The organism is Pleionea sp. CnH1-48 (assembly GCF_024124665.1).
GTDB lineage: Bacteria > Pseudomonadota > Gammaproteobacteria > Enterobacterales > Kangiellaceae > JAMXSB01.
The window spans coordinates 118,131-143,744 of the sequence record NZ_JAMXSB010000016.1 but is presented as its reverse complement, the minus strand read 5'-3'; the positions used below and the strand labels follow the sequence as shown (position 1 = coordinate 143,744).

The following is a 25,614-nucleotide window of genomic DNA, read 5'->3' as shown; positions in this document are numbered from 1 at the left end:
GTTTTCTCTCTTAGCTATCTTTTTTAACTCTGAATTATCAAACAACTCCATCGTGACTGGATGAGAACGGAGTAAAGCCTTATACCGTACTGGCTTGCTGCATGGACGCAGCAAGACTCTTATCCGCACAAGGACGTGCGTATAAGACGCTCAGTCGAAGGGCTAAGGCTTTACGCAGTGGTGCCGGAGGCCTCATCTTTGGAGCACTGCCCTTTTTCGTTCCTTTTGTGGGCTTACAAAAACAGACACTTTCTTACAGCATTAAGCTTTTGTTAATTTTAAGTGATTAATATAATGCAAAACTCCAGTCATTCACTTAAGAGGAGAACAGGATGTTCTTAACACAAAAACAGTTGCAGTTTTACCTGAACTTAGATCGTAATGTGTTCTTGATTGAGCAAGATGGTCATCGTGCCTGGATAAAAAAAGCACCTAAATTACGCGGTAAACTGGGTTATTCCATTTTAAATACCCTTGCTAAAGCATTAAAAGTTGATCTGCTTAAAGCGGTTCCTAATCCGGGAGGTATTGCTTCATTATATAATGAAGTCTTTCGCATAGAGCAGTTGCATGCAGCAGGAGTGAAAGTTCCAAAAATCTATGAAAAAGGAAGCAATTATTTATTGCTTGAAGATATGGGCACCAATCTTCGCACTGTTTTGACTGACAGTCTTGATGCCGACTATAAGCTACAAGTCATGGAAAATGTTTTTGATGAAGTATTGAGATTACATCATAAGGGATACTTTTTGAGCCAAGCTTTTAGCCGCAATATTATTGTTGATGAATCAAGTTTGAGTGTCGGCTTTGTTGATTTCGAAGATAATCCTGGTGCGGTATTGGATACTTATGATGCGCAGGCTAGAGATTTGCTCATGCTATTGCACTCCACTTGTTGGCACTTCGAAGATAATAAGGCTGGCTTTTTAGATCTTACATTATGTTTATTCGAACAATCTAACCCGGTTGTTATTGAGCGATTGTTTGATGCTGTTGATCAGTTGAAATGGCTAAAAAAAGTACCCGCCGCCCGTTGGTTAGGAAAAGACTTTAGCCGTTTGCTAATAGCCATCGATTGGATGAGCGCATTAAAATACTTTGAATCCCGTTCAAAAGTTGCCACTGAGGCACTGATATAAAAGTCGCTTGCATTTATTGCGCCATGGATAATTAACTTAAAACCGTTTTATCCATGGCTTTTACTTATCATTCTTGTTTTTTATTTCTTCTTATCTCAACTTAAAACTTGCCACTCAATCTCATCTTTTTATCTTTTTTAATTTTCCTTCTTTTCTCCATTGTTTATCAAAAATTTGCTTCGTATATTTTCGAAAAATAATTATTCACAACAAAGAAAAGGAACTAAAAATGAAAAGAGCTTTAGCAATTTTGATACTTATACTTAGCAACTATCTCTATGCCGAGCTTCCAGAAGGATGTGATGCAGAACTTCCCAAGACTATAGATCAGGTTAATCCCTATAACCATAAAGTGCTATGCGCGACACAAAATATTGAAGACGCGGACTGGAATTTTCTTAGTGCCAATGTTGTCATTGATCTAAAAGGAAAAACCATTTCCGTTAAAGATATCAGCGCTGTTTTCGGCGCTAGCATCACTATACAAAATGGCAAGCTCGAATTTACTCATGATCAGGCTAGTGATAAATATCCGGCGATACGAGGTCATGAATCGACGCTTATACTCAACAATATGACACTTAGGCAATTTGGCGATGACCAAAAAAGTATGATTGTTTTTGGTGGTAATTTTGTTTCTATCGCAAACAGTAAGATTTTTACAGAATCGAATACATTTTTGGGTGTTAATGACATAAGGCAAGTTAACTTTTATCACAATACTATCGTTGGTGGTCGCGAGTACTATCGAAATAATTCTGTTGCTTTGGGGTTAGCTGACGTTCAGTTTGCATTGATCACTGACAATGTTTTCGTAAACTGGAAAACCGCCGTTAAAGCAAATATTTGTTATTTAGATCGACCGTGCGAGGCATTCGTAGAAAGAAACATTTTCTCGAGGGTACGTGTACTCCTAGATAGTGACTACGGCAGGCAGAGCGAGAATAGTCAGTTTTACGAATCGCAATATTTTGAGTAGTCCTCAGATCCCACTATAAATGAGTCTCCGCCCTCGCTACAGAAGACTTTAGCTCTCTATGGTCTGTAGCGAGGGTTTTAGCGAGATCACTTCCCCTCTTTCGAATTCTACCACATTGGCACTTGACATATTCCCATATTGGAATATATTAATCCTATGGCTCGTACAAAAACCACTTATGACACCTTTAACGCTATCGCTGAACCTAAGCGACGTGCGCTGATTGAACAATTAGCCGAAGAAGAGAAAACTGTCGGCGAGCTGGTCGATCTGATGCAATGGAACCAACCGATGGTCTCCAAGCACCTGAGTGTGCTGAAAGAAGTCGGCTTAGTCAAAGAGCGTAAAGAAGGTCGCTGCCGGATCTATCAATTTAATCCAGCGCCGCTAAAACCCATCCACGAATGGGTCCATCAGTTTGAAAAATTCTGGGGTGGCACACTGGATCAGTTAGAAGATTACTTAAATACGATTCAGACCAAGGGAGACAAGAATGAATAGCAGCCTCAAAGTAGAACCATCGATTTTATCGAGGGAGTTTAATGCGCCTCGTCAATTAGTATTTGATGCCTGGACGCAAGTTGAACATTTAACGCAATGGATGTTCCCGATGCAGGGTTGTAAGTGTGAGTATGTATCAGCCGATATCAAGACCGGTGGCAGTTCGCTACATAAAGTGATTATGCCAAATGGTCACGAGATGTTTTTGCTAACCAAGTTTGAAGAAGTCTCTTCTCCCGACAAAATTGTGTTTCTCCAATATATGTCGAATGCTGAAGGTGAAATTGTTCCCAGCAATCACATGCCAAACTGGCCGAAAGACATGCGAGCGACGGTTTTACTAGAAGGCGACGGAGACAAAACGCAACTGACGTTTTTGTGGGAGCCTGTCAATCCAACCAAAGAAGAAGCCGAGGCCTTTGAAGCATCACGCTCAGAACACGGCAAAGGATGGGGTGCTGGTCTTGAGCAATTGCACCTTTACTTGGCATCAAAATAACGACTCGATAGTGTGCAAATGGAGTTTTATTTGGCTCCATTTGCTATCAACTAGAAAAGAAACTCCAAAGACTTAACCTTCAGCAACAATTTATTCTCCCAGAAAAGATTGAATAAAAGTTTATTTTTTTAAACTATCTTTTTTTTATTATGATGCGACGTTTTTGGAAGTGTTCAAAAATCATTCATCAACCTTCACAAAAACGACACTTCTGCCTCTTTCAAATACTTTCGTTGACGGATAAATGTAGAGCAAGAAAATGGTGAATTTTACCCAATTTTTCTTCCCCACCAAACGACACTCAATTATCAAAGTTTTGAGATTTCTATGGGATTTACAAACCCGAAAAAAAAATTATCATAGAAATCGTTTAGCCAGTGCACTGTTAAACAATTATTTTTAATTCAACGAAAAACGACAGAGTTAGTGAATGCAAAAACATTTGCTGTAAGACACTATGAATATTAAGACATCCATAGCTTTTACTTTGACTATGCAGTTTTTCAACACAAATAATTGGAGTATTACTATGAAAAACAAACTGGCTTCAGTACTAATTTCTTCCCTTTTAGCAATGGGCACGGGTTCAGCAAGCGCAGATGCGAAGTTTCAGAACGATTCTTTCGATAAGTTTTCAGCTACAGCTTCCTCTAAGACTAACATTGGCCTACGCTGTTTTGTCGGCCCAATTGGTCGCTTGACTAACCAATGTTATGGAAGTGGCTCAGCATTAAAATCCACAGCTACATTTAAGATTGATACAAGCTTGAGTAACTTCCAAGTTGTATGGTCAAACAGAGACTGTCCAGAAAACTCTTTAACTTGTACTTTGCCGATTCAATCTAATCAGAAAATTTTGTTACGCGCTAAGGTGATTGATCTCGATAGTAACAACTACTACACAGCTCCTTTTGCAAGAGCATTTTACGAAAGCACTAGCTTTTAATCACTAGCTTATTAGGCACGACGGAAAGAGCTTTTGGCTCTTTCCAGTTTTCGTTTAACTCCCTTCTTCTGTATTCCTGTTGTTTCCTTTCATAGCAAGATAATCTATGCTTAGGCTTCACTTTCTAGCGACCCCCTTTATCTATGAAGAAGCTGCTGTTACTGTCTGCTTATGACACACCCAGTCATCAATATTGGCGCAAAGGTTTAAAAAAACATTTACACGACTATGGCTGGACACAACTTGCATTACCCGCTCGTTATTTTGCCTGGCGCACTCGTGGCAATAGTTTGAGTTGGGGGCTTGGTGAATACCCAGAGTTAGAACAAAACTATGATGCTATTATCGCCACCTCCATGGTTGACATTACAGCACTAAGAGGATTTCGACCTCATCTGGGGCAGTGTCCTTTGTTAGTTTACTTTCATGAAAATCAGTTTGACTACCCTACTTCGGCTCACCAAAGTGATGATATTCAGATAAAGCTAACGTCTATCTACAACGCTTTGTGTGCCGATCAGATTTTGTTTAACTCCAAGTACAATTATCAAACCTTTGTTGATGGCGCTAAGAAACTATTAAAGAAAATGCCAGACTGTAAACCCAATGGACTCATCGACAATATCCAACAAAAAGCAGAAGTTTTGCCTGTGCCATTGGATTTAGACGCTTTGCAAGAGCCTATGCCTTATCAAGCTCAGACGCCTTTAGATATTGTATGGAACCACCGTTGGGAATACGACAAAAACCCAGAAGCATTTTTTGCAGCTTTACACATACTCAAGGAACAAAGCATTCCGTTTTCGCTGCGCATTCTTGGTCAGTCTTTTCGCCATTCTCCCGCTATTTTTGAGCAGGCACGAGAAGCCTTTGCAGAACATATCATCGTCTGGGGTTATGCAGAACGAAAGGACTACTGGCACCATCTGAGTCAAGCAAATGTTGTTGTGTCCAGCAGCTTGCACGACTTCCAAGGACTGGCATTGCAAGAAGCGATTGCTTATGGCGCAATGCCTATAGCCCCTGCTCGTGTTGCTTATCCGGAATATCTGCCGCCAGACTGTCTATATCTTGATCAACCGGAAAATGATGCTGCTCTCCTTGCCGAAAAATTGGTCACTTTGTACCAACAAGGTTTGGAATTGCCTTCTAACCCCGTATCTAGTTACCTGTGGCAGAATCAACAGTCTGCTTACTCTCAAAAGATCCGTCAGTTAGTCGATTAACTCGGCTTCTTTGGTTGCGCCAGCGAGTCGAACACGTTAGATTGCCATAAAAACAATAACGTTAACGATTCATGCTAAAAACTCTTATATTATTGCTCGCTTTTTGTGCGGGCTTCTCCATCATGACCGTCGAACTACTTGGCGGACGCATTCTGGCTCCTTATTTTGGCGGTAGTATCTACGTTTGGGGCAGTATCATCACGGTCTTTATGCTGGCCCTGTCCATAGGCTATCTTGCTGGCGGTAAACTTTCTACGCAGTCTCCAAACACGCGAAAGTACGGTAGCCTGTTTATTTTTTCGGGACTGGCACTTTTTCCACTGATTTTGTTTAGCGAATCCATTATGCAATGGGTGTTTCTGCAAATTGAAGATCCCCGTTTTGGTTCACTTACAGGGGCAATGTTGCTGTTTTTCATACCCACGACCTTAATGGGCATGATCGCCCCCTACTCGGTCAGACTGTTGATAGAATCCACCGAAAACAGCGGACAAACCGCAGGCTTTCTGTATTTTGTCTCAACCATTGGTAGTGCACTGGGCACTATTATGACGTCTTTCTATTTTGTACTCTGGTTTGAGATCAATACCATTTTATGGGTCGTGTTTGCAGTGTTTATGCTCGCTGGTGGTTTGGCAACGGGATATTATTACTATGATAAAAAATAAACGATTCGGCCTAATCGCTTTCTTGCTTGGTTTGTTATTGGCGCACTCGGCCCATGCCGCCAAAACTTTGCAAACCGAAAAGTCACTGTACCGAAATATTGTAGTGATCGAAGAAGGCAATCGTCGTTGTATGATTTTTGAATCTCGCAATGACCCGCCACCCTATCAATCATGCATGGACTTACGCAATAAAGATAAACTGGTGTTTAACTACACAAAACTGATTCTATCGGGCCTGCTTTATAACCCCAAGCCGAAACGAATTCTAGTGATTGGTTTGGGTGGTGGTACTTTGCCTGTTGCCCTTAACAAGATGGTGCCGGAAGCTATCATTGAGTCAGTAGAAATTGATCCAGCGGTGGTAAAACTGGCCAGGAAATATTTTCATTACGAAGATAACAATAAGGTGAGTACCCACATATTTGATGGCCGTGTCTATGTAAAGCGTGCACTCTTAAAGAAGCAACAGTATGACTGGATTATTCTGGATGCTTTTAATGGTGACTATATTCCAGAGCATTTAATGACTCAGGAGTATTTTGCTGAGCTACGAGGATTGCTGAGCGATGAGGGTATTATTACATCGAATACTTTCAGCGATAGTCGTTTGTATGATCACGAGTCGGTGACTTATCATAAAGTGTTTGGTGATTTTTATAATTTGCGTCGACGCTCTACTGGCAATCGAATTGTGTTAGCGGCTAAGAGTGATGAGTTGGTTTCTATGAATAGAATTAAACGTCATGCGAATCAGTTGCGGCATAAATTTTCGAAGTTTGGTGTAGACCCTCAATGGATTTTGAAGCATTTTAGGAAGAGTAAGGATTGGAATGAGGAGGCCAGGAGTCTTTCTGATCAGTATTCTCCGGCGAATTTGTTGAAATAAAAAAAGAGGCTTAAGCCTCTTTTTTTATTTTTGAATGATAGTTTTAGTTGGTCATGATTTTCTTTTGTTTTCTTACTCATTTGATAAATCGAGTTTCGCCTATTGGCGACCATTCTTTTTCAAGAGCGAAAAAGAAGGCAAAACGCCCTAGTCCGCTGCGCAGGCATTTGCTCATCTGGGATTTTATGGTTTGAGTATGTCTGCTAGTTCTGAAGTGATTTTTTGATCTTATCGGTGCCAAGGAAGATTCGATTTTGCTTTGTGTTTTTGTTTGATTTTCTTTCTTGGCTTTCTTAGTTAAAAATTATCAGACGATGCCTTTTCGTGACTAGATGAGAACGGAGTAAAGACTTAGACCACACTGGCTTGCTGCATGGATGCAGCAAGAGTCTTATCCGCATAAGGAAGTGCGTATAAGACGCTCAGTCGAAGGGCTAAGACTTTACGCAGTGGTGCCGGAGGCCTCATCTTTGGAGCATCGCCCTTTTTCGCCTCTTTTGTGGGCTTACAAAAGGGGCTCGTCCAGCGGGACGAAACTTGCTGGCTGAATCAAACTAGGATTTTTCGTTTGGAGTGATAAGTTAATTGAGCAAATATTCTTTTACTCTTCTGCTCTTTTGAAAGTATAAGTTTCGCCTCTGGCGACCATTCTTTTTCAAGAGCGAAAAAGAAGGTCCTTAGATCCCATCTTGTACTACAAGATAGGGGCAAAACGCCCTAGGTCGCTGCGCTGGCATTTGCTCATCTGGGATTTTATGGTTTGAGTATGTCTGCTAGTTCTGAAGTGATTTTTTGATCTTATCGGTGCCAAGGAAGATTCGATTTTGCTTTGTGTTTTTGTTTGATTTTCTTTCCTGGCTTTCTTAGTTAAAAATTATCAGACGACTCCATCGTGACTGGATGAGAACGGAGTAAAGACTTAGACCACACTGGCTTGCTGCATGGACGCAGCAAGAGTCTTATCCGCACAAGGAAGTGCGTATAAGACGCTCAGTCGAAGGGCTAAGGCTTTACGGAGTGGTGCCGATAGGCCTCATCTTCGGAACACAGCCCTTTTTCGCCTCTTTTGTGGGCTTACAAAAGAGGCTCGTCCAGCAGGACGAAACCTGCTGGTTGAATCGAGTGATTTTTTACGTTTAAAGTGATTGCCTCACTCAAAAAACTTTTTTAATCTCTTAAAAAAAGGGCCAGATTAACTGGCTCTTTTTATAAACTTCATAAGACTATACTAGATAGCCTGCAAAGCCTGATCAATATCCGCAATCAAATCTTCAGGATCTTCAATCCCTACTGATAAACGAACCAAGTTGTCATGAATACCCAGTTCTTTACGAATTTCTTTCGGTACAGAGGCATGCGTCATAATCGCAGGATGATTCACTAAGCTCTCTACTCCACCCAGGCTTTCTGCCAGAGCAAATATTTTAAGCTGCTCCATAAAGGTTGATGCTTCTTTTACACCACCTTTAACCAGAATAGAAATCATACCGCCAAAACCTTTTAACTGGCTGACAGCTAATTCGTTCTGTGGGTGTGAAGACAAGCCAGGATAGTAGACGCGCTCAACTTTAGAGTGGGCTTCTAACCAGTGAGCAATGCGTAAGCCGCTTTCGTTGTGACGCTGCATACGCAATGCTAGTGTTTTAACACCACGCAGAGCAAGGTAGCTGTCGAATGGACCTTGCACGGCACCAGCAGAATTCTGCAAGAAGGCCATGTCTTCAACGAGTTGGTCGTTGTCGCCGACTACCGCTAGTCCACCGACCATATCAGAGTGGCCATTGATGTATTTGGTCGCAGAATGCATAACGATATCAAAGCCCATAGTCAGAGGCTTTTGATTGTAAGGTGTCGCGAAGGTGTTATCGGCAACGGCAATCAGGCGATGCTTTTTGGCAAAGTCGGCGATGGCTTTCATATCAACGACTTTAAGCATCGGATTGGTTGGCGATTCAACCCAGATCATTTTAGTGTTCGGCTTTAGCGCTTTTTCTAAATTAGATAAATCGCTAAGGTCTTCAAATGAAAATTCAATGTTAGACGTTCTTTTGCGAACTTTATCAAACAAGCGGAAAGTTCCACCATAGAGGTCATCCATCGCGATCACGTGATCACCAGCATCAAGAAGCTCTAAGATGGTGGCTGTGGCCGCCATTCCAGAGGCAAAAGCAAAACCACGTTGGCCTTCTTCTAAGGCAGCAACACAACGTTCGTAAGCAAAGCGTGTTGGGTTTTGTGTGCGAGAGTATTCAAAGCCAGTGTGTTTTCCGGGGCTTTCTTGCACATAGGTTGATGTTTGATAAATAGGAGGCATAACCGCCCCAGTTGTTGGGTCTGGGGCCTGGCCCGCGTGGATGACACGGGTATCAAATTTCATTTCTTTGTTGTCGCTCATAGAGTTTCAGCTTCTTTAAATATTCAGATTTAACACAAAAGACTTACAGATAACCGTTCTGTTTCATCCAATCGTCATTATACATTTTAGAAAGGTAGCGGTTGCCAGTGTCACACAGCAAAGTCACTACATTTTTGCTTTCGGTCTGTTCACGGCAATATTTTAGCGCAGCTGCCAGTAGTGTTCCGCTAGAAGAACCACCCATAAGACCTTCATTTAGCAACAGCTCTCGTGCTGAGTTCAGGGCTTCTTTATCACTAACGTAATAGGCTTTGTCGACCAGTGACATGTCGCAAATATCAGGGATGAAATCTTCGCCAATCCCCTCAACAACCCAGCTACCAGCCTCGACCATTTCGCCGGTATTGTGATAATGGGTCAAAATAGAACCTTCGGGATCAGCCAGAACCATATCGATGTCTGAGCGCTGTTCTTTTAGATAACGTCCAACACCAGTTATAGTACCGCCAGAGCCAACACCGCAAACAAAAGCATCGAGCTGGCCGTCTAGCGCTGACCAGATTTCTGGTGCTGTGGTGGTGTAATGAGCTTTCCAATTGGCGTCATTACTGAATTGATTAACGTAGAATGCGTTCTCTTCTTTGGCAATGCGCTCAGCGACTTCTTGATAATATTCTGGATGCCCTTTCGCTACATCAGAGCGCGTACGGATAACTTCTGCGCCCATAGCACGGAGATTGTACTCTTTTTCCATGCTCATTTTGTCAGGCATGACGATCAATAAGCGATAGCCTTTTTGCGCTGCAACCAAAGCGAGTCCCAGACCGGTGTTGCCCGCTGTCGCTTCTACCAGGGTATCGCCAGACTTAATCAAGCCCTGCTCTTCAGCCGCATTGATCATGGATAAAGCAATACGATCCTTAATAGAATTACCTGGATTGGCATTTTCCAGCTTTAGATAGAGATTACAGGGACCAGTATCAAGTCGATTGACTTTAACCAATGGCGTGTCGCCAACAAGCTCTAGGACGTTCTGATAGACCTTCATAAAAACCTTAACCGCTACAAATAAATGGCGCACAATTTACCACATCAATCAAACAGATTCCTAGCAAAAGTCGCCAGTTAATGGCTGGAGTCTCAAGGGCCTTGATTCATAAACATTTACAATATCTCAATAAACTTATGAACTTAGAGTCGCTGTTATGTGGTGATTTGGTTAAAATATTAAAGAGGATTATTTGCAATAGACTGATTACTTTTCAACCAAACACAATGGCCGTCAGGCTTGAAAGTAAACAACGAAGTTAAGTTGTCACCTGTATGAGTGTTGGAGAGTTAAAACATCATCTTGTTGCTGTATTAAAAACTGAGAGGATACTTATTTATGTCTGCCAATTTGTTGCTCCTGAGCAGCTCGCGTTATGAAAACGGTGGTTATCTGGAACATGCCATGGTGCATATCAAAGAGTTTCTGGGCCCCCAGGAAAATACATTACTTTTTATACCTTTTGCAGGGGTATCCGTTGGCTATGACGATTATGAAGCCTTAGTCAAAAAACCTTTTGTTGATGCGGGTTACAATATCCAGTCCATTCATACCGTAGATAACCCCGAGCAAGCGATTAAGGATTCAGCAGGCATTGTGGTTGGTGGTGGCAACACTTTCCACCTATTGCATCAGTTATATCAGTTTGACTTGTTAGGACTTATTCGCGAGCAAGTATTAAAAGGTAAACCTTACATTGGCTGGAGTGCGGGCTCTAACATCGCCGCGCCTACCATTATGACGACTAATGATATGCCGATTATTCAGCCGCCCTCTTTCCATGCCTTGCATCTGGTACCTTGCCAGATCAATCCACATTATTTAGACAAGCACCCGCCCGGTTTTAATGGTGAAACACGAGCACAACGTTTAGAAGAATTTTTAACCGTTAACCCGGATGCTCGAGTGATCGGTCTAAGAGAAGGAACAGGGCTAAAACTCAATGATGACAAAGTGAGTTTGGTCGGCGATCATCCAGCCGTTATTTTTGAGAAAGACAAACAGTATGAGTTAGACGCCACACAAGACTTACAATTTTTAATCGCAGAAGACTTGCTATAAAACGCATAAGAGGCTGTCATAAGGCAGCCTCTTAATTTAGCCAGACTACAGCGATATCAAAAATTGGCCGCCACCATATCAGTAATCAGCTTCATCCATTGTTCATCATTAAGCTTCTCGGTAATAAACTGACTGAGTATTGTTTGCTCTGGGTCAACAGTATTAAGCAAAGTTTCTACGTCATTACGGAATGCGCTGATTTCAACTTCATTATAAAGATCACCGCGCGTTTCACGTTCGCGATACATCTGCTCTACTACTTGCTGCACCATCTCAGCTCGATAGTTTTTATACATCTGAGTAAACTGCTCTAACTCAACACGACGCTTAATCAAATCAACACGAGCTTCGGTGAGGTAATCTCTTCGAGCTTCGGAATAATCATCCACTTTATCGATCAGTCGATTAATTTGATAATCCACCAACTTTATTTGTAATTGATTTTGTGTGAATTCTGCGAACCAACGATTCGCTTTTAAATCTTTTTTTACTGCGGTGATCATCGTCTGAATCATATCGTGAGCGATCTTGGAAGCACGGGCAATGGAGTCGGGCTTATTAGCTTTATGCTCTTTAACAAGATTTAACGCATGAGCACTGTAGTGCAGTGAGTCTCCTTCTAGCAACTCCATAGTGCGCATAGAGGTTTGACGCTCTAAAAACTCACTTGCCTGATGTTCCATATTTAAAACCAGGTAGGCAAACACATCCGCATAAGCTTCTGCATACACATCATCATAATTTTCGAAACAATGGCCAATTTCGTGCAGCAATACCATCTTTTCGTATTCAGAGGCTTTGTCAGAATAAGGGTGATAATTGTAATCAAACAGGCCAGCGACCAACCCTCCTCGTTCTACATGATGCTCGAAGCTGGAGCCTACAGAAATAATGCAAGGTAGCTTTAAGTGATCAGGTTGTTTGAGGGCAAAGCCCGCATGAATCGTTTGCAATAGCCCCTGTTCATAACGTTGCCACCATTTATCAGTACGCTGCTCCGAAGGTAACTTCATACCGTGAAGCACAGCACGGCGTTGAGCCCAGTTCACACCTTGAGTTTCATCCAGCAAGACAATAGCGCGGTTATAACGGCGGGATAATTGATGACTTTGGAGAGAGAGCTTGTCGGGTTCAATAAAAAATTCGTTAAGGGGCGATGACTGCTCATTCGCCACCGACACCATAGGCCAGTAAATAAAAATCCAACACACCACTAACATTTTTAAGTTAAACAACGCCTTACCCCCTATACGACAAATGGAGAGCCTGTTTTTAAGCATAGCCAAACAAGTTACAGGTTAAGCAATAAGGGCCTTGAGAACGAAGCGGAATAATTGGGTTGAGACTAGAATAACGATAGGCATTTCAATGAGTTAGAGTAAGAATAGTGACATCCAACTGTCACATATATTTCATATTATAAAATATAAGATCCTGGATTACGGTGTTGATCAGGCTGGCTGAGCATTGCGTTGTAAGATTTTTCCTATCTTTTCTTGTAATGTCTGGCCGTTAAATGGTTTAACGATATAACCATTCACACCCGCCTGAGCCGCTTCAACAATTTGTTCTCGCTTAGATTCTGCCGTCACCATAAGCACAGGTAATTCATTAAAATCCCTGGTGGTGCGAATATGTCTTAGCAAATCGATGCCGCTCATTACTGGCATGTTCCAGTCAGTAATCACCATGTCCACATCGTGATTTTGCATCATAGCGATTGCTTGCTTGCCGTCTTCGGCTTCTACAACATCATCAAAACCAATTTCTCTGAGTAGGTTTTTGATAATACGGCGCATGGTTGAAAAGTCATCAACTAATAGAATTTTCATAGACTTAGCCCTAAAGGAAACGCAAAAGGCGGCCATTTTAGCGTAAATAGTTCACAAAACAACCGTGAATCTCATTCTTTTTTGTATGGCTTTTTCTTAGCCCATTAGTGTCGTTTTATATACCCAAAGTATTTCAAGGTGCAGATAGGCAGCCAGCAAGCGAATCCCCTGAGCTTAGCTTTACTAAGTGATTGGGGTGAGTGCGCGCAGCCGACACGCTGCATCTTGAAAGGCGACGGGCATAGGCAAGGAAAGATGCGATAAATAAGCAATTTTGCTATGCTATGCCGCCTAAAAATCTGCGTTCAATAGTTATCAGGGCCTATTGCTCTATGAAGAAGACGTCTACCGACAATATTTATCAATCACCTCAGCCTGCATCGCCTTTTAAATTCGATGCGCGAGTGGCTGCCGTTTTCCCAGATATGATCCAGCGCTCGGTGCCTGGATATGACACCATCATTGAAGGAATTCAAAGTCTGAGCCAGCGTTTTGTGAAAGCGAATACACATTGCTACGATCTGGGCTGCTCACTGGGCGCCGCCAGTCTGGCGATGAGCCGTGGTATTCAAGCAGACGGCTGCAAAGTGATCGGTGTGGATAACTCTCCTTCAATGATTGAGCGCAGTCAGTTATTTATTGATGCCTACCGTCACCATACTCCCGTCGAATTGGTTTGTGGTGATTTGCAAGAGATTCCACTGACCAATGCTTCTATGGTTGTATTGAACTTTACTTTGCAATTTATCAGTGTCGATAATCGCGATGCGATCATCAAAAAAATAGTTGATGGTTTGAATCCGGGCGGTGTACTCATATTGTCAGAAAAAATTAAAGCTTCTGACGATGCGATCGACAACACCTTGATTGATTTGCATCACGACTTTAAACGTGCGAACGGTTATAGCGAATTAGAGATCAGCCAAAAACGCAATGCTCTAGAAAATGTTCTACTACCAGAAACCATCGAAACTCATTCTGAACGTTTGTTAGGAATGGGATTTAAAAGTGTCGATGTTTGGTTTAAACACTTTAACTTCTGTTCAATGATGGCTTTTAAATGATTCAGTTGGATTCTCTTTACAACGACTTACGACAAAGTCGAATGCATTTTTGGGTAGACGATTTGCAACAGGCCATGGCTCGTCGCTTTACGGATTATACTCATGGTGAGTTAAACGAATGGTTAGAGCTACTCAAGCAATTGCCCGATATAAAGCCTAGCCAAATGGACTTTAAAGATTCAGTCACTATTGGTGCGCCAACTGATGGTAGTGAAGCTGAACGCCAGCTGCTGAAGCAACAGTTGATGCATTTGCATCCCTGGCGTAAAGGCCCTTATCAATTATTTGATACCTTTATTGATACCGAGTGGCGCTCAGACTGGAAGTGGGATCGCGTTTTGCCTCACTTAGACTCGCTGAAAGATCGTATTATTTTGGATGTGGGTTGCGGCAATGGCTATCACTGCTGGCGAATGTATGGCGAAGGCGCTCGTCAGGTGATTGGCATTGATCCCTCCCAAAAGTTTTTGATGCAATTTTCAATGCTAAAACATTATGCTGGCGAACATCCTGTTCACCTGTTGCCTGTCGGCATTGAATATATGCCAGAAGATATGTCGCGCAAAGGCTTCGATACAGTGTTTTCCATGGGCGTATTTTATCACCGTCGCTCACCCATTGATCATCTCATTCATCTGCGTAATCTTACTCGCGAAGGTGGTCAGGTGGTATTAGAAACTCTTGTAGTCGATGGCGATGAAGATACTGTATTTATTCCTGACGGACGCTACGCACAAATGCGTAATGTTTGGTATCTGCCCTCTTCTCTGGCGTTAGAAAAATGGATGCTTCGTTGTGGCTTTAAAAACCCACGCACTGTCGATGTTAATCAAACCTCTAAAAAAGAACAGAGAGCCACCGACTGGATGACATTTCACTCTTTGAGTGACTATCTCGATCCCAATGATTCCAACAAAACCATCGAAGGCCATCCTGCACCTAAGCGTGCTGTTGTTGTTGCAGAGGTCTAATGGCTGAACATTTTTTATATGGTGAGAGCGATCTGGATCTGGATGCTCTCACCATCTACTCTGATGACACTCTATTGGTTGTTAACAAGCCTCCAGGTTTGCCGAGTGTTTCGAGCAAAAATCCTAAGTTCAAAACCAATCTTTACGATTATCTGATTAAACAATGCGGTGACATTTATTTGATTCATCGTCTGGATGTCGCAACATCGGGCGTTATTATTTTTGCTCGTACCAAAGCAGCACAAAGACACTTAAGTATTCAGTTTGAAAAGCGCATCCCGAAGAAGTCTTACGTCGCGATTGTTCATGGACACCTGTCTCACGAAGCTGGAACGATTGATTTACCACTTTCGGTTGACTGGCCTAACCGTCCTTTACAAATGCTCAATTTTGAAACTGGCAAGCAGGCTGTCACCCATTATCGGCGACTGGCTTTGTTGCCCAACCATCAAACCCTGATTCAGTTTTTCCCTTACACAGGGCGCTCACACCAGCTGCGCATTCATGCGCAGCTGTTAGGCTACCCAATGGTGGGGTGCAACTTTTATGGTATCGACAATGATCCTGCTCCACGTTTAATGTTGCATGCGTGGCAGCTGGTTTTGCGACACCCTGATAGTCAAGAGTTTATGCGCTTTGTTCAATCGCCAGAGCTGGATTGCGACTTTGATTTTGAAGAAAAGGCTTCATTGTTGCTTGATTTGCCTTCTAGCTAACCATAAATTAAGACTCAACCAGCTAAGGCTGACGTAAAATTTCAACCTGACTGATATGGCAATGAACCTCCAAGGGTTTGTTATTATATTGGCAGGCTAAAATAACATAGTCTTGATGTAAGCCTTTAATTTTAGCCTGTACCATTTGATTTCCAAATAAGGTATAGAAAGGCTTACCACTTTTAAATACCTTCTTAATAAGTCGAAAATAACTGGAGTCCATAACTCACCTCACTTTAGTAATTGCATATTCTTAATTGTTTCGTCCCTGCACTGCTTAATCTTGTCGGTATTATCTTTCGCATCACTGACACATGTTTCATAGCTTTCTAAATACAGTTGTTGCATAAAGTTATTGTTCTCAAAGATGTCTTTCAATACTTTTTCATCAACTTCTTTACCTGAACTTATGAAGGCTTTCACTGTCTCAGCTTTCGCTTCAACAGCTTTAACTTCAGCCTGTCGATTTTGGCTATCAATCATATCGGTTAACGCTTTAACAACTAGTTCGTGTTGAGCCACAACTTTGTCTTTATCCATAAAACCATTGGCAGCGGCTTCGCAGGTTCGATAAAGCATCTCTCTAGCCAGTAGAACAAACTGCGTACGGCCTTCTAAAGCCACAATCGTATTAATTACGTTTAATCCTGCCTCAGCGGTTTTCTCTCTCGTTAGTTTGGCTGTTTTCGATGCAGTATCGTCCCCTTCAATAGCTTGTCCAGAACCCAGCTCACTAGTAAAATTTTGAATCGCCTTAGCGGTGGTGTCCAGAGAGCTTGAGACTGCTACATCAGCGAAAGGCTCGGCACAAATGACTTTTCCACTATAAGGCCTACCATCCTTCCCATCAGCTTTTCCTTTGATCGTATAAACGTAAGCTCCTCGCAATTCGGCAGGGAAAGAAACTAATTCAAGATCTCCTTTTTCTGTTTTTTCAGTATCAATATGCTTCACCGTTTTCTGACTGGCAATATCCAAATGAGAGCAACCACTTAAAAAGCTCCCTAACAAAATGCAACTCAATAAAACTCTTAGCGTAGGTCTCATAATAAACTCCTTATCAATAGATGAACTATTCCAAACCAAACTCGTCTGTGTCGATCCAGTCCATATCGAATAGAGACCAGAACTCATCCGCTAAACCAGCCAGTACATAATCATAAGGCAACCATCCATATCCTTGATTCCCCCAGCTTTCACCCCACGAGTTTCTTATTTTAATAGCTCCCTTAGTTTTCTGATTATTAAAAGTGTTAACGATTTCGTAATCATCATCGTATCCAATCGCTACAACCGCATGACCACCCTGATTACGCTCGTAGATTCCAGGCATTGGAATGTCACCAGGGCGTTCGGACTCATAAAACGAATCAAAAATCCAGAAACCAAACATGGAAGGAACACCAGACGCAATAAATGACTTAACGCTATTAAGTACTTCATCTTTGCTAATCGATAACCTAATGGGGTCATGACAGAAATAATGAGTCGCTTCAAAATTATCAGCAACTGAATAAACAAATGCAGGAGGTTCTTCATCAAACAAGATGGGGTCGTCGGTGTATTGCCAATATTTTTCTGGCGCGATACCACATAATCTTAAAGCACCCATCGCACTACGCATAAAAGCGCCAGTGTCGCCTTCCCACCCCATTAGCTTTCGCGTCGTTTTATAAACAAAAAGTCGAGAACCTTCCGTATACTGACCAAAGACTCTATTTTGAAAATACTCAGCAATCCCTACAGCGGCTTGAGCAGTACAAGAACCAATTTGCCCCTGGTCTTCTATGGGAGAGCACCAATCAGATAAATCCATATTGTCAGGCAGAACGATTTTGTCTTGTTTCTTCGATAACCCGAGAGTCGTTAATGCTGGTTTAATGGAGTCGTGCTTAACATGGTAATCTCGCATGTCCGGTGGTGACCGAAGCCATCCGGTGCCGACAGGGCGAGGTAGGTCAGGTAAAGTTAAACGCTGAGTTTGCATAATCATTTTGATATCCTCTGATTGCATCCATTTTTTCTTTTAGTGCCGTCTCCTTTTCAGTTCTCTCATCAGTCAATAAACATTTTTCAAAAAAATCATAGAAAACGATAAACTTCTAACGCACAAACCACTTCGTAAGAATCGACCTTGTGACACTTCGCTCGCTCAAGTAATATTTAGAATTCATCGAAAGCTCTTTAGTTAAAGAATCATCGCCATGCAATGGGAACAACTTTTTATTGAAGCAGAACAACTCCGCTTCTTACTAAAACAACCGTCAAATGATCTGGTGTTACTGGACTGTCGATTCTCTCTGCAAGATACGGAATGGGGACAGCGAGAACATCAGCAAGCTCATATTGCTGATGCACATTACGTTCACCTCGATCACCATCTATCGGGGCCTATTACAGCTCAAAGTGGACGTCATCCTTTGCCAAGCGAAGAGGCTTTTCGACAATGGGCGAACCAACTGGAACTGACTCCAGACAGTCAGATAGTTTGTTACGATCAGGGATGTTTGGCCCATGCCGCGAGAGCCTGGTGGTTGCTCCATCTCCATGGATTCCATCGAGTTCGGTTGCTTAACGGTGGCTGGAATCGATGGCAACAAACCAGTGAGACGGCACCAACGCCTTCTGGTGCCCTGACCTCAATCTCTATAGATCTTCCTATCTATTCACTTAAACAAGTCATGGAAAGTCAGGCTGGTGATATCAACCTTGTAGACGCTCGAGAAGCCAAACGTTTTGCTGGAGAAGAAGAACCAATCGATCCCATTGCAGGACACATTCCCAATGCCAGCAACAGTGTCTGGCTAGATTGTTTAGATGAATCCGGACTTTTTCGTCCGCCAAATTGGCATAATGCTCATTGGCAGCATAAAATATCTCGTAGCGGTAATATTATTAACTATTGTGGCTCGGGGGTGACGGCATTAGTGAATATATTGTCGCAATTGCTTGCTGGAGTGGGTTCAGTAGGGGTTTATGCTGGTGGCTGGAGTGAGTTTATAAAGTCTAGTTATTTCAAGGAGTTAGACTGACATCTTATAACCCGATATAACAGCCTAGGCGCAGTTTAGAAGAAAATATTATAAAAATTGCCGAATTTGTGCATTTTTTGTTGCCCTTTTTGTGAACCAAGTCGTAAAATACTTCGACAGTTCGACTATGATCACAATGACGCGAACTGTCTTTCAGACAATCCGGTATCAGGTTGTAAACATGCATTTAAAGACACAGCAAGTATCTGTATCCAATTTAGAAGTAGGTATGTACGTCTCTCGACTGGACGTGCCATGGGTTAAAACCCCATTCCCGATCCAGGGTTTCTACATCACTAAGCAAGATGAGATATCATTGCTGGGTCAATATTGTAATCACGTCTATATAGATACCATTCTTTCTAAAGTTGAAGGCCCACTCGTTAAGCAGAGATGGACGCCATCAACATCAGATAACAAGCTCGATCCCAAAACGCAAAAGCTCATTAATGAAAAAGCGCGAATGAAAAGCCGCGTGGAGCACTACGAAGTCAGTACTCCCATCAAAAAAGAGCTGCGTACCGCCGAGAAGATATACACCAACGTTACTTCAACCATTGCCAGCGCAATTAGCCAGATTGATAATGGCGAGCCGATTCAGCTGAACACTGTAGAGAAAAGTGTTCGCAAGATGGTCGACAGTGTCATTCGTAATCCTGATGCTTTGGTCTGGATGTGTCGTGTACGCCAAGAAAACAGCCAGCTATTCGAGAATTCGATTAGAGCTGCGGTATGGGGTCTGGTTTTTGCTCGCCATCTGGGGCTGTCACGCAAAGATTTAAACGATGTAGGTGCAGCGCTTATATTGTCTTCTATCGGCAAATCTAAGCTACCTAGAGAGCTGCATATTGGCGAGCTGGATGACAACGAGCAGTTGGAGTTCCAAAAGCATATTGAGTACACCATAGAAGAACTCGAGTATATGGGTACGATTAATGGGCAAATTAAGTTCATTATCTCTAACTACTGCGAGCGCAATAATGGCAGTGGCTACCCTCGTCAAATCATCGGCAATCGCATTCCCTTTTTGGCGCGAGTGTCCGGTATTTCTGACTATTACGAGCAATTGATCAACCCTCGTCCTGGCATTGAAGCCATGACGCCTGTTGAAGCGGTTGCCAACTTGTATCATAACCGTGGTGTGCTGTTTCAGCGTGAGCTGATTGAATCCTTTATTCAAGCTATCGGTATCTATCCTACCGGGAGCCTTGTTGAGCTTTCGGATCATTCCGTTGCTTTGGTACTTGAGCAAAAAGAAAATGCTCGTCTACGTCCAAAAGTAGCACTGGTACGTAACCATTACGGAATAGAACTTGATAAATCCAACGTTCTGGATTTGTCAGAATCTCCCAAAGACGATAACGGTATTCCTTTAGAAGTCCTACACAGCCTGCCTTCATCAGCGGTTGATGTCGATAATGACATGCTCACTGATAAGCTGTTTGGCTTTAAATGGTTTGGAATGGCATCGTAAAAGCTGCCATTCTTCCCCCTCCTTCTCCAAGTTACGACAATATCTTACAAGCCTATTGGCCGATCTCTTCTAGCATTAATCCACCGTTCTATTAGAATTCTTTGTGACGTGTTGTCTATCGCCTGCAGATCTTTGTTTAATGGACACCAAGCATCTATGCTTATAGGCCATGAGCGTCCTTATTCTGCAGTAATGGAAACCGAAGTTGATATTTAATATCCCATGCACTGGATTAAAAACAACAGACGCACGTTTATATAAAAGCTGTTATTTGAGTAGGATAGGAAGTCTGCGCCGCGGAACTAAGTGGTAACTAACCTTGATAGCTAGATAGCTAATACTCGGATATGAATAACAAAACATAACCATAGAATCAATGTTCACAAATCAAAGTGACTGGCAGAGATATTGATGGATGTGGTTAATGCCAGGAGGCAGTATTTTGAATTCTAAGTTGGTCGTTGTATGCCTGCTTTATGTTTGTTCATTATTGGTGACAGGTCACACGCTAGCCGCTCATCTTCCACTAGAATTGAATCAGCAATGGTATGCCTGTAGCGCCGAAAAATACTCGCTAGGCCATGTGACGGCGACAGAGCTTTGTACGAAAGTTAAGGTACCTGGTAACTGGGAAGAGCAAGGCTATCCGAATTATGACGGTTACATGGCGTTGCAAACCCACTTTACTTTGTTCCCTGACGATATTGGTCTTGTGGCAGGCATATACATGGAGCAAATAAGAGACGCCGATAAATTATTTTTAAATGGGCATCTTATCGGGAGTAGCGGAGAGTTTCTTCCGCATTTCAAAAAAGCCACACTTTACTCACGTCTTTATCAGATCCGAGCAGAACATCTGGCCGCCGATGGCAACAATCAATTAACCATCTGGGTTTATAATAATGCTCGCAATGGAGGTGTTCATGGTGCACCTCCCGTCATCGATGATTACTTTAAATTGCAGGAAGATCAGCAAGCTCGTAACTATGAGATGCTTATCTTTATTACCATACTCATGGTTTTTACCATTGTGCACTCTGTTTATTTTATTTTTCATACGCGGGCAATGGAAAACCTCTACTACGCTTTATTTACGGGTAGTTGGTCACTGTACCTTCTCAGCTACAGCGAATTAATATTGATGACGGGCCTGGATATCAATATCATCTTTCGCACCAATGTTGCGTTGTTTTACGTCATATTTGTTACTTTTCCATTGTTTATTTATAGCTTCTTTGGCAAACCAATTCCGACAATTGCTCGATACGGTTTTATTTATGTTACGCTGAATATTCCGTTTGTGATGATAGTGCCCAATCTCGACTGGATTTATGTGTCGTTAGAGCTCATTGAGACGATTGTTCTATTGCTCACTCTCCCACCGTTGCTGTACACCATGTATCAGGCCATCAAAGAAAAGCTCGAGTACTCAAAAATTCTTGCGCTGGTTGTGGCTTTTTATCTTATCGTAGGTGTGATTGATATCTATCTGGATTACACTCAGGGTTCGCCCAAAATTCTTAAGCGGTTAATGGGCCCTTATGCATTATTGATTCTCAGCGTGACTGTCAGTGCGATTTTGTCGCACAAACACTGGAAGTACTATAAGTGGGCCACTTTCGATCAGCTCACCGGGTTGCTGCAACGAACGCCTTTTATCGAGCGCCTAACCCAAGAAATTTATCGAAGCAAACGTAATAACTTGCGCTTGTTAATCATCATGTTTGATCTCGATAACTTTAAAATGGTGAATGATTGTTACGGCCATTACACTGGTGACAAGGTTCTGCAAAAAGTTGCTGAAGTATTGCAGTCAGATTTGCGACTGTTTGACAATGTCGCTCGCTTTGGTGGCGATGAGTTCTGCATATCGGCACTATTGGATATAGAAACCAATCCATGTAACTTTGTAGAACGACTGCATAAATCCATCGAAAGCATAGAGCTTAAAGTCAAAGAAGATACGGTGCGTGCTCAGGCAACGTTTGGCGTGGTTGAGTACAATTCCATTTTAGGCAATGATCCAGAACAATTATTAACTCTGGCAGATGATCAATTGATTACCGCAAAAGCCAACCGCAAAGGTACCGTACTCTGGTTTCAAGAACCCGTTGTCACAAGCTAACAAAAAGGCTCCTTAAGGAGCCTTTTTTATGAAGGTAATATAGATTGTCGACGTCTGCGAGCATAAGTCCATGTGTGTCGATTCCAGTTTCTCAAGTCATCCAACAAGATATAAATGGTAGGGATAAATAGCAGACTCACCACTGTTGAGAAAGCCAACCCACCAATAACGGCTCTTGCCATTGGGAAGTAAGGTGGCATATCACCTCCTCCACCAATGGTCGCATCCCCGATAGACAGAGGAATTAATCCCAAAATGGTTGTGCTCACCGTCATTAATATGGGCCTTAATCGATCACGTCCGCCAATTAACACAGCATCCCGACGATGATGGCCTTCTTTACGCAGATGATTAATGTGGTCTACTAATACAATGCCGTTGTTAACGACCACCCCCATCAGCACCAGTATGCCGATATTTGCCATCGTCGAAAAATTGGTCCCCGTGATAAAGAAGAACCAAATAACACCGACAATTGAGAACATAATGGATGTTATTACCGTTAGCGGAAACAACAAAGACTCGAACAACGCTGCCATAACAATAAAGATCATCAGGACAGCAAGAATAAAGTTTTGAATCATGATTTTGTCGGCATCGGCTTCTCGCTCGAAGGCACGCCCCAAACTCCAGCTGTATCCAGGTGGTAAAGTAACGGTCTTCATCACTTTCTTAATTTCTTCTTTTGCCTTATCAACGGTTAAATCTTTTAAGCTGGCAGCGACAGCAATATGCGTTGTACGATCTTTTCGGCGAATGGTATTAGCGGCTTGCAAAACTTTGTAACTTGCAATGCTATCTAGAGCGACTGACTCTCCAAGCGGTGTGGAGATAGTTAAACTTTTAAGATCCTGAAGGTTCTTGCGATCATTTTGACTAAACTCCAATATCATTTCAACTTCACTGTCAGTTCCACGATACGAACGCAAAGGTTGTCCACGCATGGCAATGCCGATCATACTGCCCACCATTGCCGGATCAAGTCCCAGATTTTGAGCTCTCACTCGATCGATGGTCACTTGCACTTCCTGATCAGGAGAGTTGGCTTCTGAACGCGCGTCATATATACCTTCAACGGTATTCAAAATACGGGCTACTTCATGGCTGACTTCCGTAAGGGTTTTAGTCGACTCACCGTTAATATGAATTTTAACACCTTCTTGCCCTCCTCCTTTCTTGCGTTCAAAAGTCGGACGACCAATCGCGATTTTAGGCATGTTTTTTTCGATAAACTCGCGAATATCATTAACAGACTTGGTAGCGTCCTCTTTATCTACCAATAAAATCGTCGACTGGGCACGATTGGTATTGTAGTAGCTATAAACATTCTCAATATCCAACTCTTCTTTATGCGCGTACAGAAACTCTTCGATTTTATCCACCGACTTCTCTATACGCTTTACCGTATACTGACCGTTAATATGGTAAGGCAAGAATAAACGTCGTTGGGTATCTTCCGTGAAGTTATCTTTCACAACATGCGGGGCAGGAATAAGCACACTACCGACCACAAGAAGAATCATTAACCAGGTTTTCCATGGATTGTCCATCATCCAGTTTAGCGTCAAGGTATAACGTTCTGATAGCTTGTTAATAAACTGACTTGAACGCACCTGACTGCGCACTTTAAATTTGGATAACAGCAGTGGAATAACCGTTAACGCAATAAACAAAGAAGCCGCTAATGCAATAGTGATGGTAATCGCCACATGCCCCAGAAATACCGTGACATCTACCTTTTTACCTATGATATTAGGTAAAAATACGATGGCCGTTGTAATGGTTCCGGCAAATACTGCGGTCCCAACCTCTTTAACACCTAGAGTAATCGCCTTTTTGTTATCATCAGGGTACATATCTTGATAACGGAAAATGCTTTCTGTCACTACTACTGCATTATCTACTAACATTCCAATCGCCAACATCAATCCCATCATCGATAAGATGTTGAGTGATACATTAAAGAAGAACATAAATGCGAGAGTAATCGTAAGCGAAAATGGAACCGCTAATGCTACAATCAAAGTTGATGATATTTCTCGTAAGAAGAAATACAGAACAACAATGGATAACACAAAACCAATAAGCCCAGACATGCTGATGTCATTAATCGAGGTTTCGATTCCTTCTGCCTGGTTATCCATTGCGTAAAGTTGAATCCCTTCAAACGCTGGGTCCTTTTCAACTTCTGCAATGGCCGCCATTACCCGTTTGGCCACTGCAACTAAATTCGCATTGGATTCACGATTAATAGACATACCCACAGCATAAGCACGATCAAGGTGTCGTCCTTCTTGAGGAATTGGCTGCTCAAGCACAATGTCGGCAATCTCACGCAAGCGCAAACCATTAGGTCCAATAATCTGATTCTTAATATCATCTAAAGAACGATACTCACCAATGGGCTTAACCCTTAAGCGTTGATCAGAATCAGAAATAAGACCAGCAGAGACAGAAAAGTTTGCCTGCTGTAGCTTACGACTTAGCTCCTGCAAGTTAATGCCGTGAGCTGTTACACGATCTGCATCTAACTTTATTTTTATCTGGCGTTTATCCACTCCGTATAAAGTGACTTTTGATACGCCTTCAATACGCTCAATAGGACGTTTTAGTTTTCGATCAAGCATATCGTATGCATTAGACAAATCTTTTTGGCTTGAGATCCTCAACTCTAATACTGGCATATCCTGAGTGCCGCCGGTAAAAACAAAAATACGCTGAATATCATCAGGTAGCTCTGATCGAATGGCATCTATTTTTTCACGAGCCTCCACACCTTTTAAGCGTGAGTTCTGCTCCCAATCAAACTGAATAAATATTTGTGCACTGTTATCTGTCGTCGTGGAATTTAAACTCTTAATCGAGCTCATGGTTGCCAGAACTTCTTCTACTGGGCGCGTAATACGTTGCTCAATTTCTTCAGCGGTCGAACCACCGTAAGGGATCTGAATAAAGATGCCTGGGAACTCAATACCTGGAAAATATTCCAATGGCAACAGACGAGATGAGAAGAGCCCTGTCACCAGAAAACATAAAAACAACATCATGGTAGTGACGGGTCGTTGCAACGCCAAGGCGGTCAGTTTCATG

Annotated in this window: 22 protein-coding genes; 15 read left to right on the top strand and 7 right to left on the bottom strand. The window is 42.3% G+C overall.

Annotation, left to right across the window (positions count from 1 at the left end; all coding sequences use genetic code 11):
- Positions 1–332 precede the first annotated feature (332 nt).
- From NH399_RS21915 to NH399_RS21880, 8 genes are all read left to right on the top strand, one after another.
- A complete protein-coding gene (locus NH399_RS21915; protein WP_253043345.1) occupies positions 333–1,139 on the top strand; it encodes a hypothetical protein in 807 nt (268 codons plus the stop codon).
- Between the two features lie 229 nt (positions 1,140–1,368).
- The gene (locus NH399_RS21910; RefSeq protein WP_253043344.1) at positions 1,369–2,118 is read left to right on the top strand and encodes a hypothetical protein; all 750 of its coding nucleotides are present in this window, start codon (positions 1,369–1,371) and stop codon (positions 2,116–2,118) included.
- A 156-nt stretch (positions 2,119–2,274) separates the two neighbouring features.
- A complete protein-coding gene (locus NH399_RS21905; RefSeq protein WP_253043343.1) occupies positions 2,275–2,619 on the top strand; it encodes a helix-turn-helix transcriptional regulator in 345 nt (114 codons plus the stop codon).
- Positions 2,612–3,118, top strand: a complete 507-nt coding sequence (locus NH399_RS21900; protein ID WP_253043342.1) for an SRPBCC domain-containing protein — start codon at positions 2,612–2,614, stop codon at positions 3,116–3,118. Before NH399_RS21905 ends, NH399_RS21900 begins: the two co-directional genes overlap by 8 nt.
- A gap of 529 nt (positions 3,119–3,647) precedes the next feature.
- Positions 3,648–4,064: a hypothetical protein gene (locus NH399_RS21895; RefSeq protein WP_253043341.1), complete on the top strand. Its 417-nt coding sequence runs from the start codon at positions 3,648–3,650 to the stop codon at positions 4,062–4,064.
- 143 nt (positions 4,065–4,207) lie between these two features.
- Positions 4,208–5,290 carry a DUF3524 domain-containing protein gene (locus NH399_RS21890; protein ID WP_253043340.1) on the top strand — a complete coding sequence of 361 codons (1,083 nt, stop codon included), beginning with the start codon at positions 4,208–4,210 and terminating at the stop codon, positions 5,288–5,290.
- A gap of 122 nt (positions 5,291–5,412) precedes the next feature.
- Positions 5,413–5,958, top strand: a complete 546-nt coding sequence (locus NH399_RS21885) for a fused MFS/spermidine synthase (RefSeq protein ID WP_253043339.1) — start codon at positions 5,413–5,415, stop codon at positions 5,956–5,958.
- Positions 5,945–6,844 (top strand): spermidine synthase, encoded by a 900-nt coding sequence (locus NH399_RS21880; protein WP_253043338.1) that lies wholly within the window; start codon positions 5,945–5,947, stop codon positions 6,842–6,844. The genes NH399_RS21885 and NH399_RS21880 overlap by 14 nt, the downstream gene beginning before the upstream one ends.
- 1,228 nt (positions 6,845–8,072) lie before the next feature.
- On the opposite strand, the gene NH399_RS21875 is transcribed toward NH399_RS21880, so the two are convergent.
- Both NH399_RS21875 and NH399_RS21870 read right to left on the bottom strand, forming a co-directional pair.
- Positions 8,073–9,239 carry a cystathionine gamma-synthase gene (locus NH399_RS21875; protein WP_253043337.1) on the bottom strand — a complete coding sequence of 389 codons (1,167 nt, stop codon included), beginning with the start codon at positions 9,237–9,239 and terminating at the stop codon, positions 8,073–8,075.
- 43 nt (positions 9,240–9,282) lie between these two features.
- The gene (locus NH399_RS21870; RefSeq protein WP_253043336.1) at positions 9,283–10,281 is read right to left on the bottom strand and encodes a pyridoxal-phosphate dependent enzyme; all 999 of its coding nucleotides are present in this window, start codon (positions 10,279–10,281) and stop codon (positions 9,283–9,285) included.
- Positions 10,282–10,587: 306 nt separating this feature from the next.
- Between NH399_RS21870 and pepE the strand changes: the two genes are divergently transcribed.
- Positions 10,588–11,310, top strand: a complete 723-nt coding sequence (gene pepE, locus NH399_RS21865) for a dipeptidase PepE (protein WP_253043335.1) — start codon at positions 10,588–10,590, stop codon at positions 11,308–11,310.
- Positions 11,311–11,366: 56 nt separating this feature from the next.
- Here the strand turns inward: pepE and NH399_RS21860 are convergent, their stop codons facing one another.
- Both NH399_RS21860 and NH399_RS21855 read right to left on the bottom strand, forming a co-directional pair.
- Positions 11,367–12,545, bottom strand: a complete 1,179-nt coding sequence (locus tag NH399_RS21860) for a hypothetical protein (RefSeq protein ID WP_253043334.1) — start codon at positions 12,543–12,545, stop codon at positions 11,367–11,369.
- A gap of 216 nt (positions 12,546–12,761) precedes the next feature.
- Complete coding sequence (locus tag NH399_RS21855) at positions 12,762–13,142, bottom strand: chemotaxis response regulator CheY (protein ID WP_253043333.1); 381 nt, start codon at positions 13,140–13,142, stop codon at positions 12,762–12,764.
- A gap of 332 nt (positions 13,143–13,474) precedes the next feature.
- On the opposite strand from NH399_RS21855, the gene cmoA reads away from it, so the two are divergent.
- The 3 genes from cmoA to NH399_RS21840 are packed head-to-tail and all read left to right on the top strand — an operon-like array spanning position 13,475 to position 15,893.
- Entirely contained in the window at positions 13,475–14,206 is a 732-nt protein-coding gene (gene cmoA / locus NH399_RS21850; RefSeq protein WP_253043332.1) for a carboxy-S-adenosyl-L-methionine synthase CmoA, read from the top strand.
- Positions 14,203–15,177, top strand: a complete 975-nt coding sequence (gene cmoB, locus NH399_RS21845) for a tRNA 5-methoxyuridine(34)/uridine 5-oxyacetic acid(34) synthase CmoB (RefSeq protein WP_253043331.1) — start codon at positions 14,203–14,205, stop codon at positions 15,175–15,177. The genes cmoA and cmoB overlap by 4 nt, the downstream gene beginning before the upstream one ends.
- Positions 15,177–15,893, top strand: a complete 717-nt coding sequence (locus NH399_RS21840) for an RluA family pseudouridine synthase (protein WP_253043330.1) — start codon at positions 15,177–15,179, stop codon at positions 15,891–15,893. The genes cmoB and NH399_RS21840 overlap by 1 nt, the downstream gene beginning before the upstream one ends.
- A 231-nt stretch (positions 15,894–16,124) precedes the next feature.
- On the opposite strand, the gene NH399_RS21835 is transcribed toward NH399_RS21840, so the two are convergent.
- Both NH399_RS21835 and NH399_RS21830 read right to left on the bottom strand, forming a co-directional pair.
- Positions 16,125–16,940 (bottom strand): hypothetical protein, encoded by an 816-nt coding sequence (locus NH399_RS21835; RefSeq protein ID WP_253043329.1) that lies wholly within the window; start codon positions 16,938–16,940, stop codon positions 16,125–16,127.
- A gap of 25 nt (positions 16,941–16,965) precedes the next feature.
- A complete protein-coding gene (locus NH399_RS21830) occupies positions 16,966–17,886 on the bottom strand; it encodes a C1 family peptidase (RefSeq protein WP_253043328.1) in 921 nt (306 codons plus the stop codon).
- 211 nt (positions 17,887–18,097) lie between these two features.
- Here NH399_RS21830 and NH399_RS21825 point away from each other — a divergent pair, with 211 nt between their 5' ends.
- From NH399_RS21825 to NH399_RS21815, 3 genes are all read left to right on the top strand, one after another.
- Positions 18,098–18,925, top strand: coding sequence for a sulfurtransferase (locus tag NH399_RS21825; protein WP_253043327.1), 828 nt, complete (start codon positions 18,098–18,100; stop codon positions 18,923–18,925).
- Positions 18,926–19,106: 181 nt separating this feature from the next.
- A complete protein-coding gene (locus NH399_RS21820) occupies positions 19,107–20,399 on the top strand; it encodes an HD-GYP domain-containing protein (RefSeq protein ID WP_253043326.1) in 1,293 nt (430 codons plus the stop codon).
- Positions 20,400–20,841: 442 nt separating this feature from the next.
- Positions 20,842–22,524 carry a GGDEF domain-containing protein gene (locus NH399_RS21815; RefSeq protein WP_253043325.1) on the top strand — a complete coding sequence of 561 codons (1,683 nt, stop codon included), beginning with the start codon at positions 20,842–20,844 and terminating at the stop codon, positions 22,522–22,524.
- A 26-nt stretch (positions 22,525–22,550) separates the two neighbouring features.
- Here NH399_RS21815 and NH399_RS21810 read toward each other — a convergent pair whose 3' ends face one another.
- Positions 22,551–25,613: an efflux RND transporter permease subunit gene (locus NH399_RS21810; RefSeq protein ID WP_253043324.1), complete on the bottom strand. Its 3,063-nt coding sequence runs from the start codon at positions 25,611–25,613 to the stop codon at positions 22,551–22,553.
- Position 25,614: the final 1 nt, after the last annotated feature.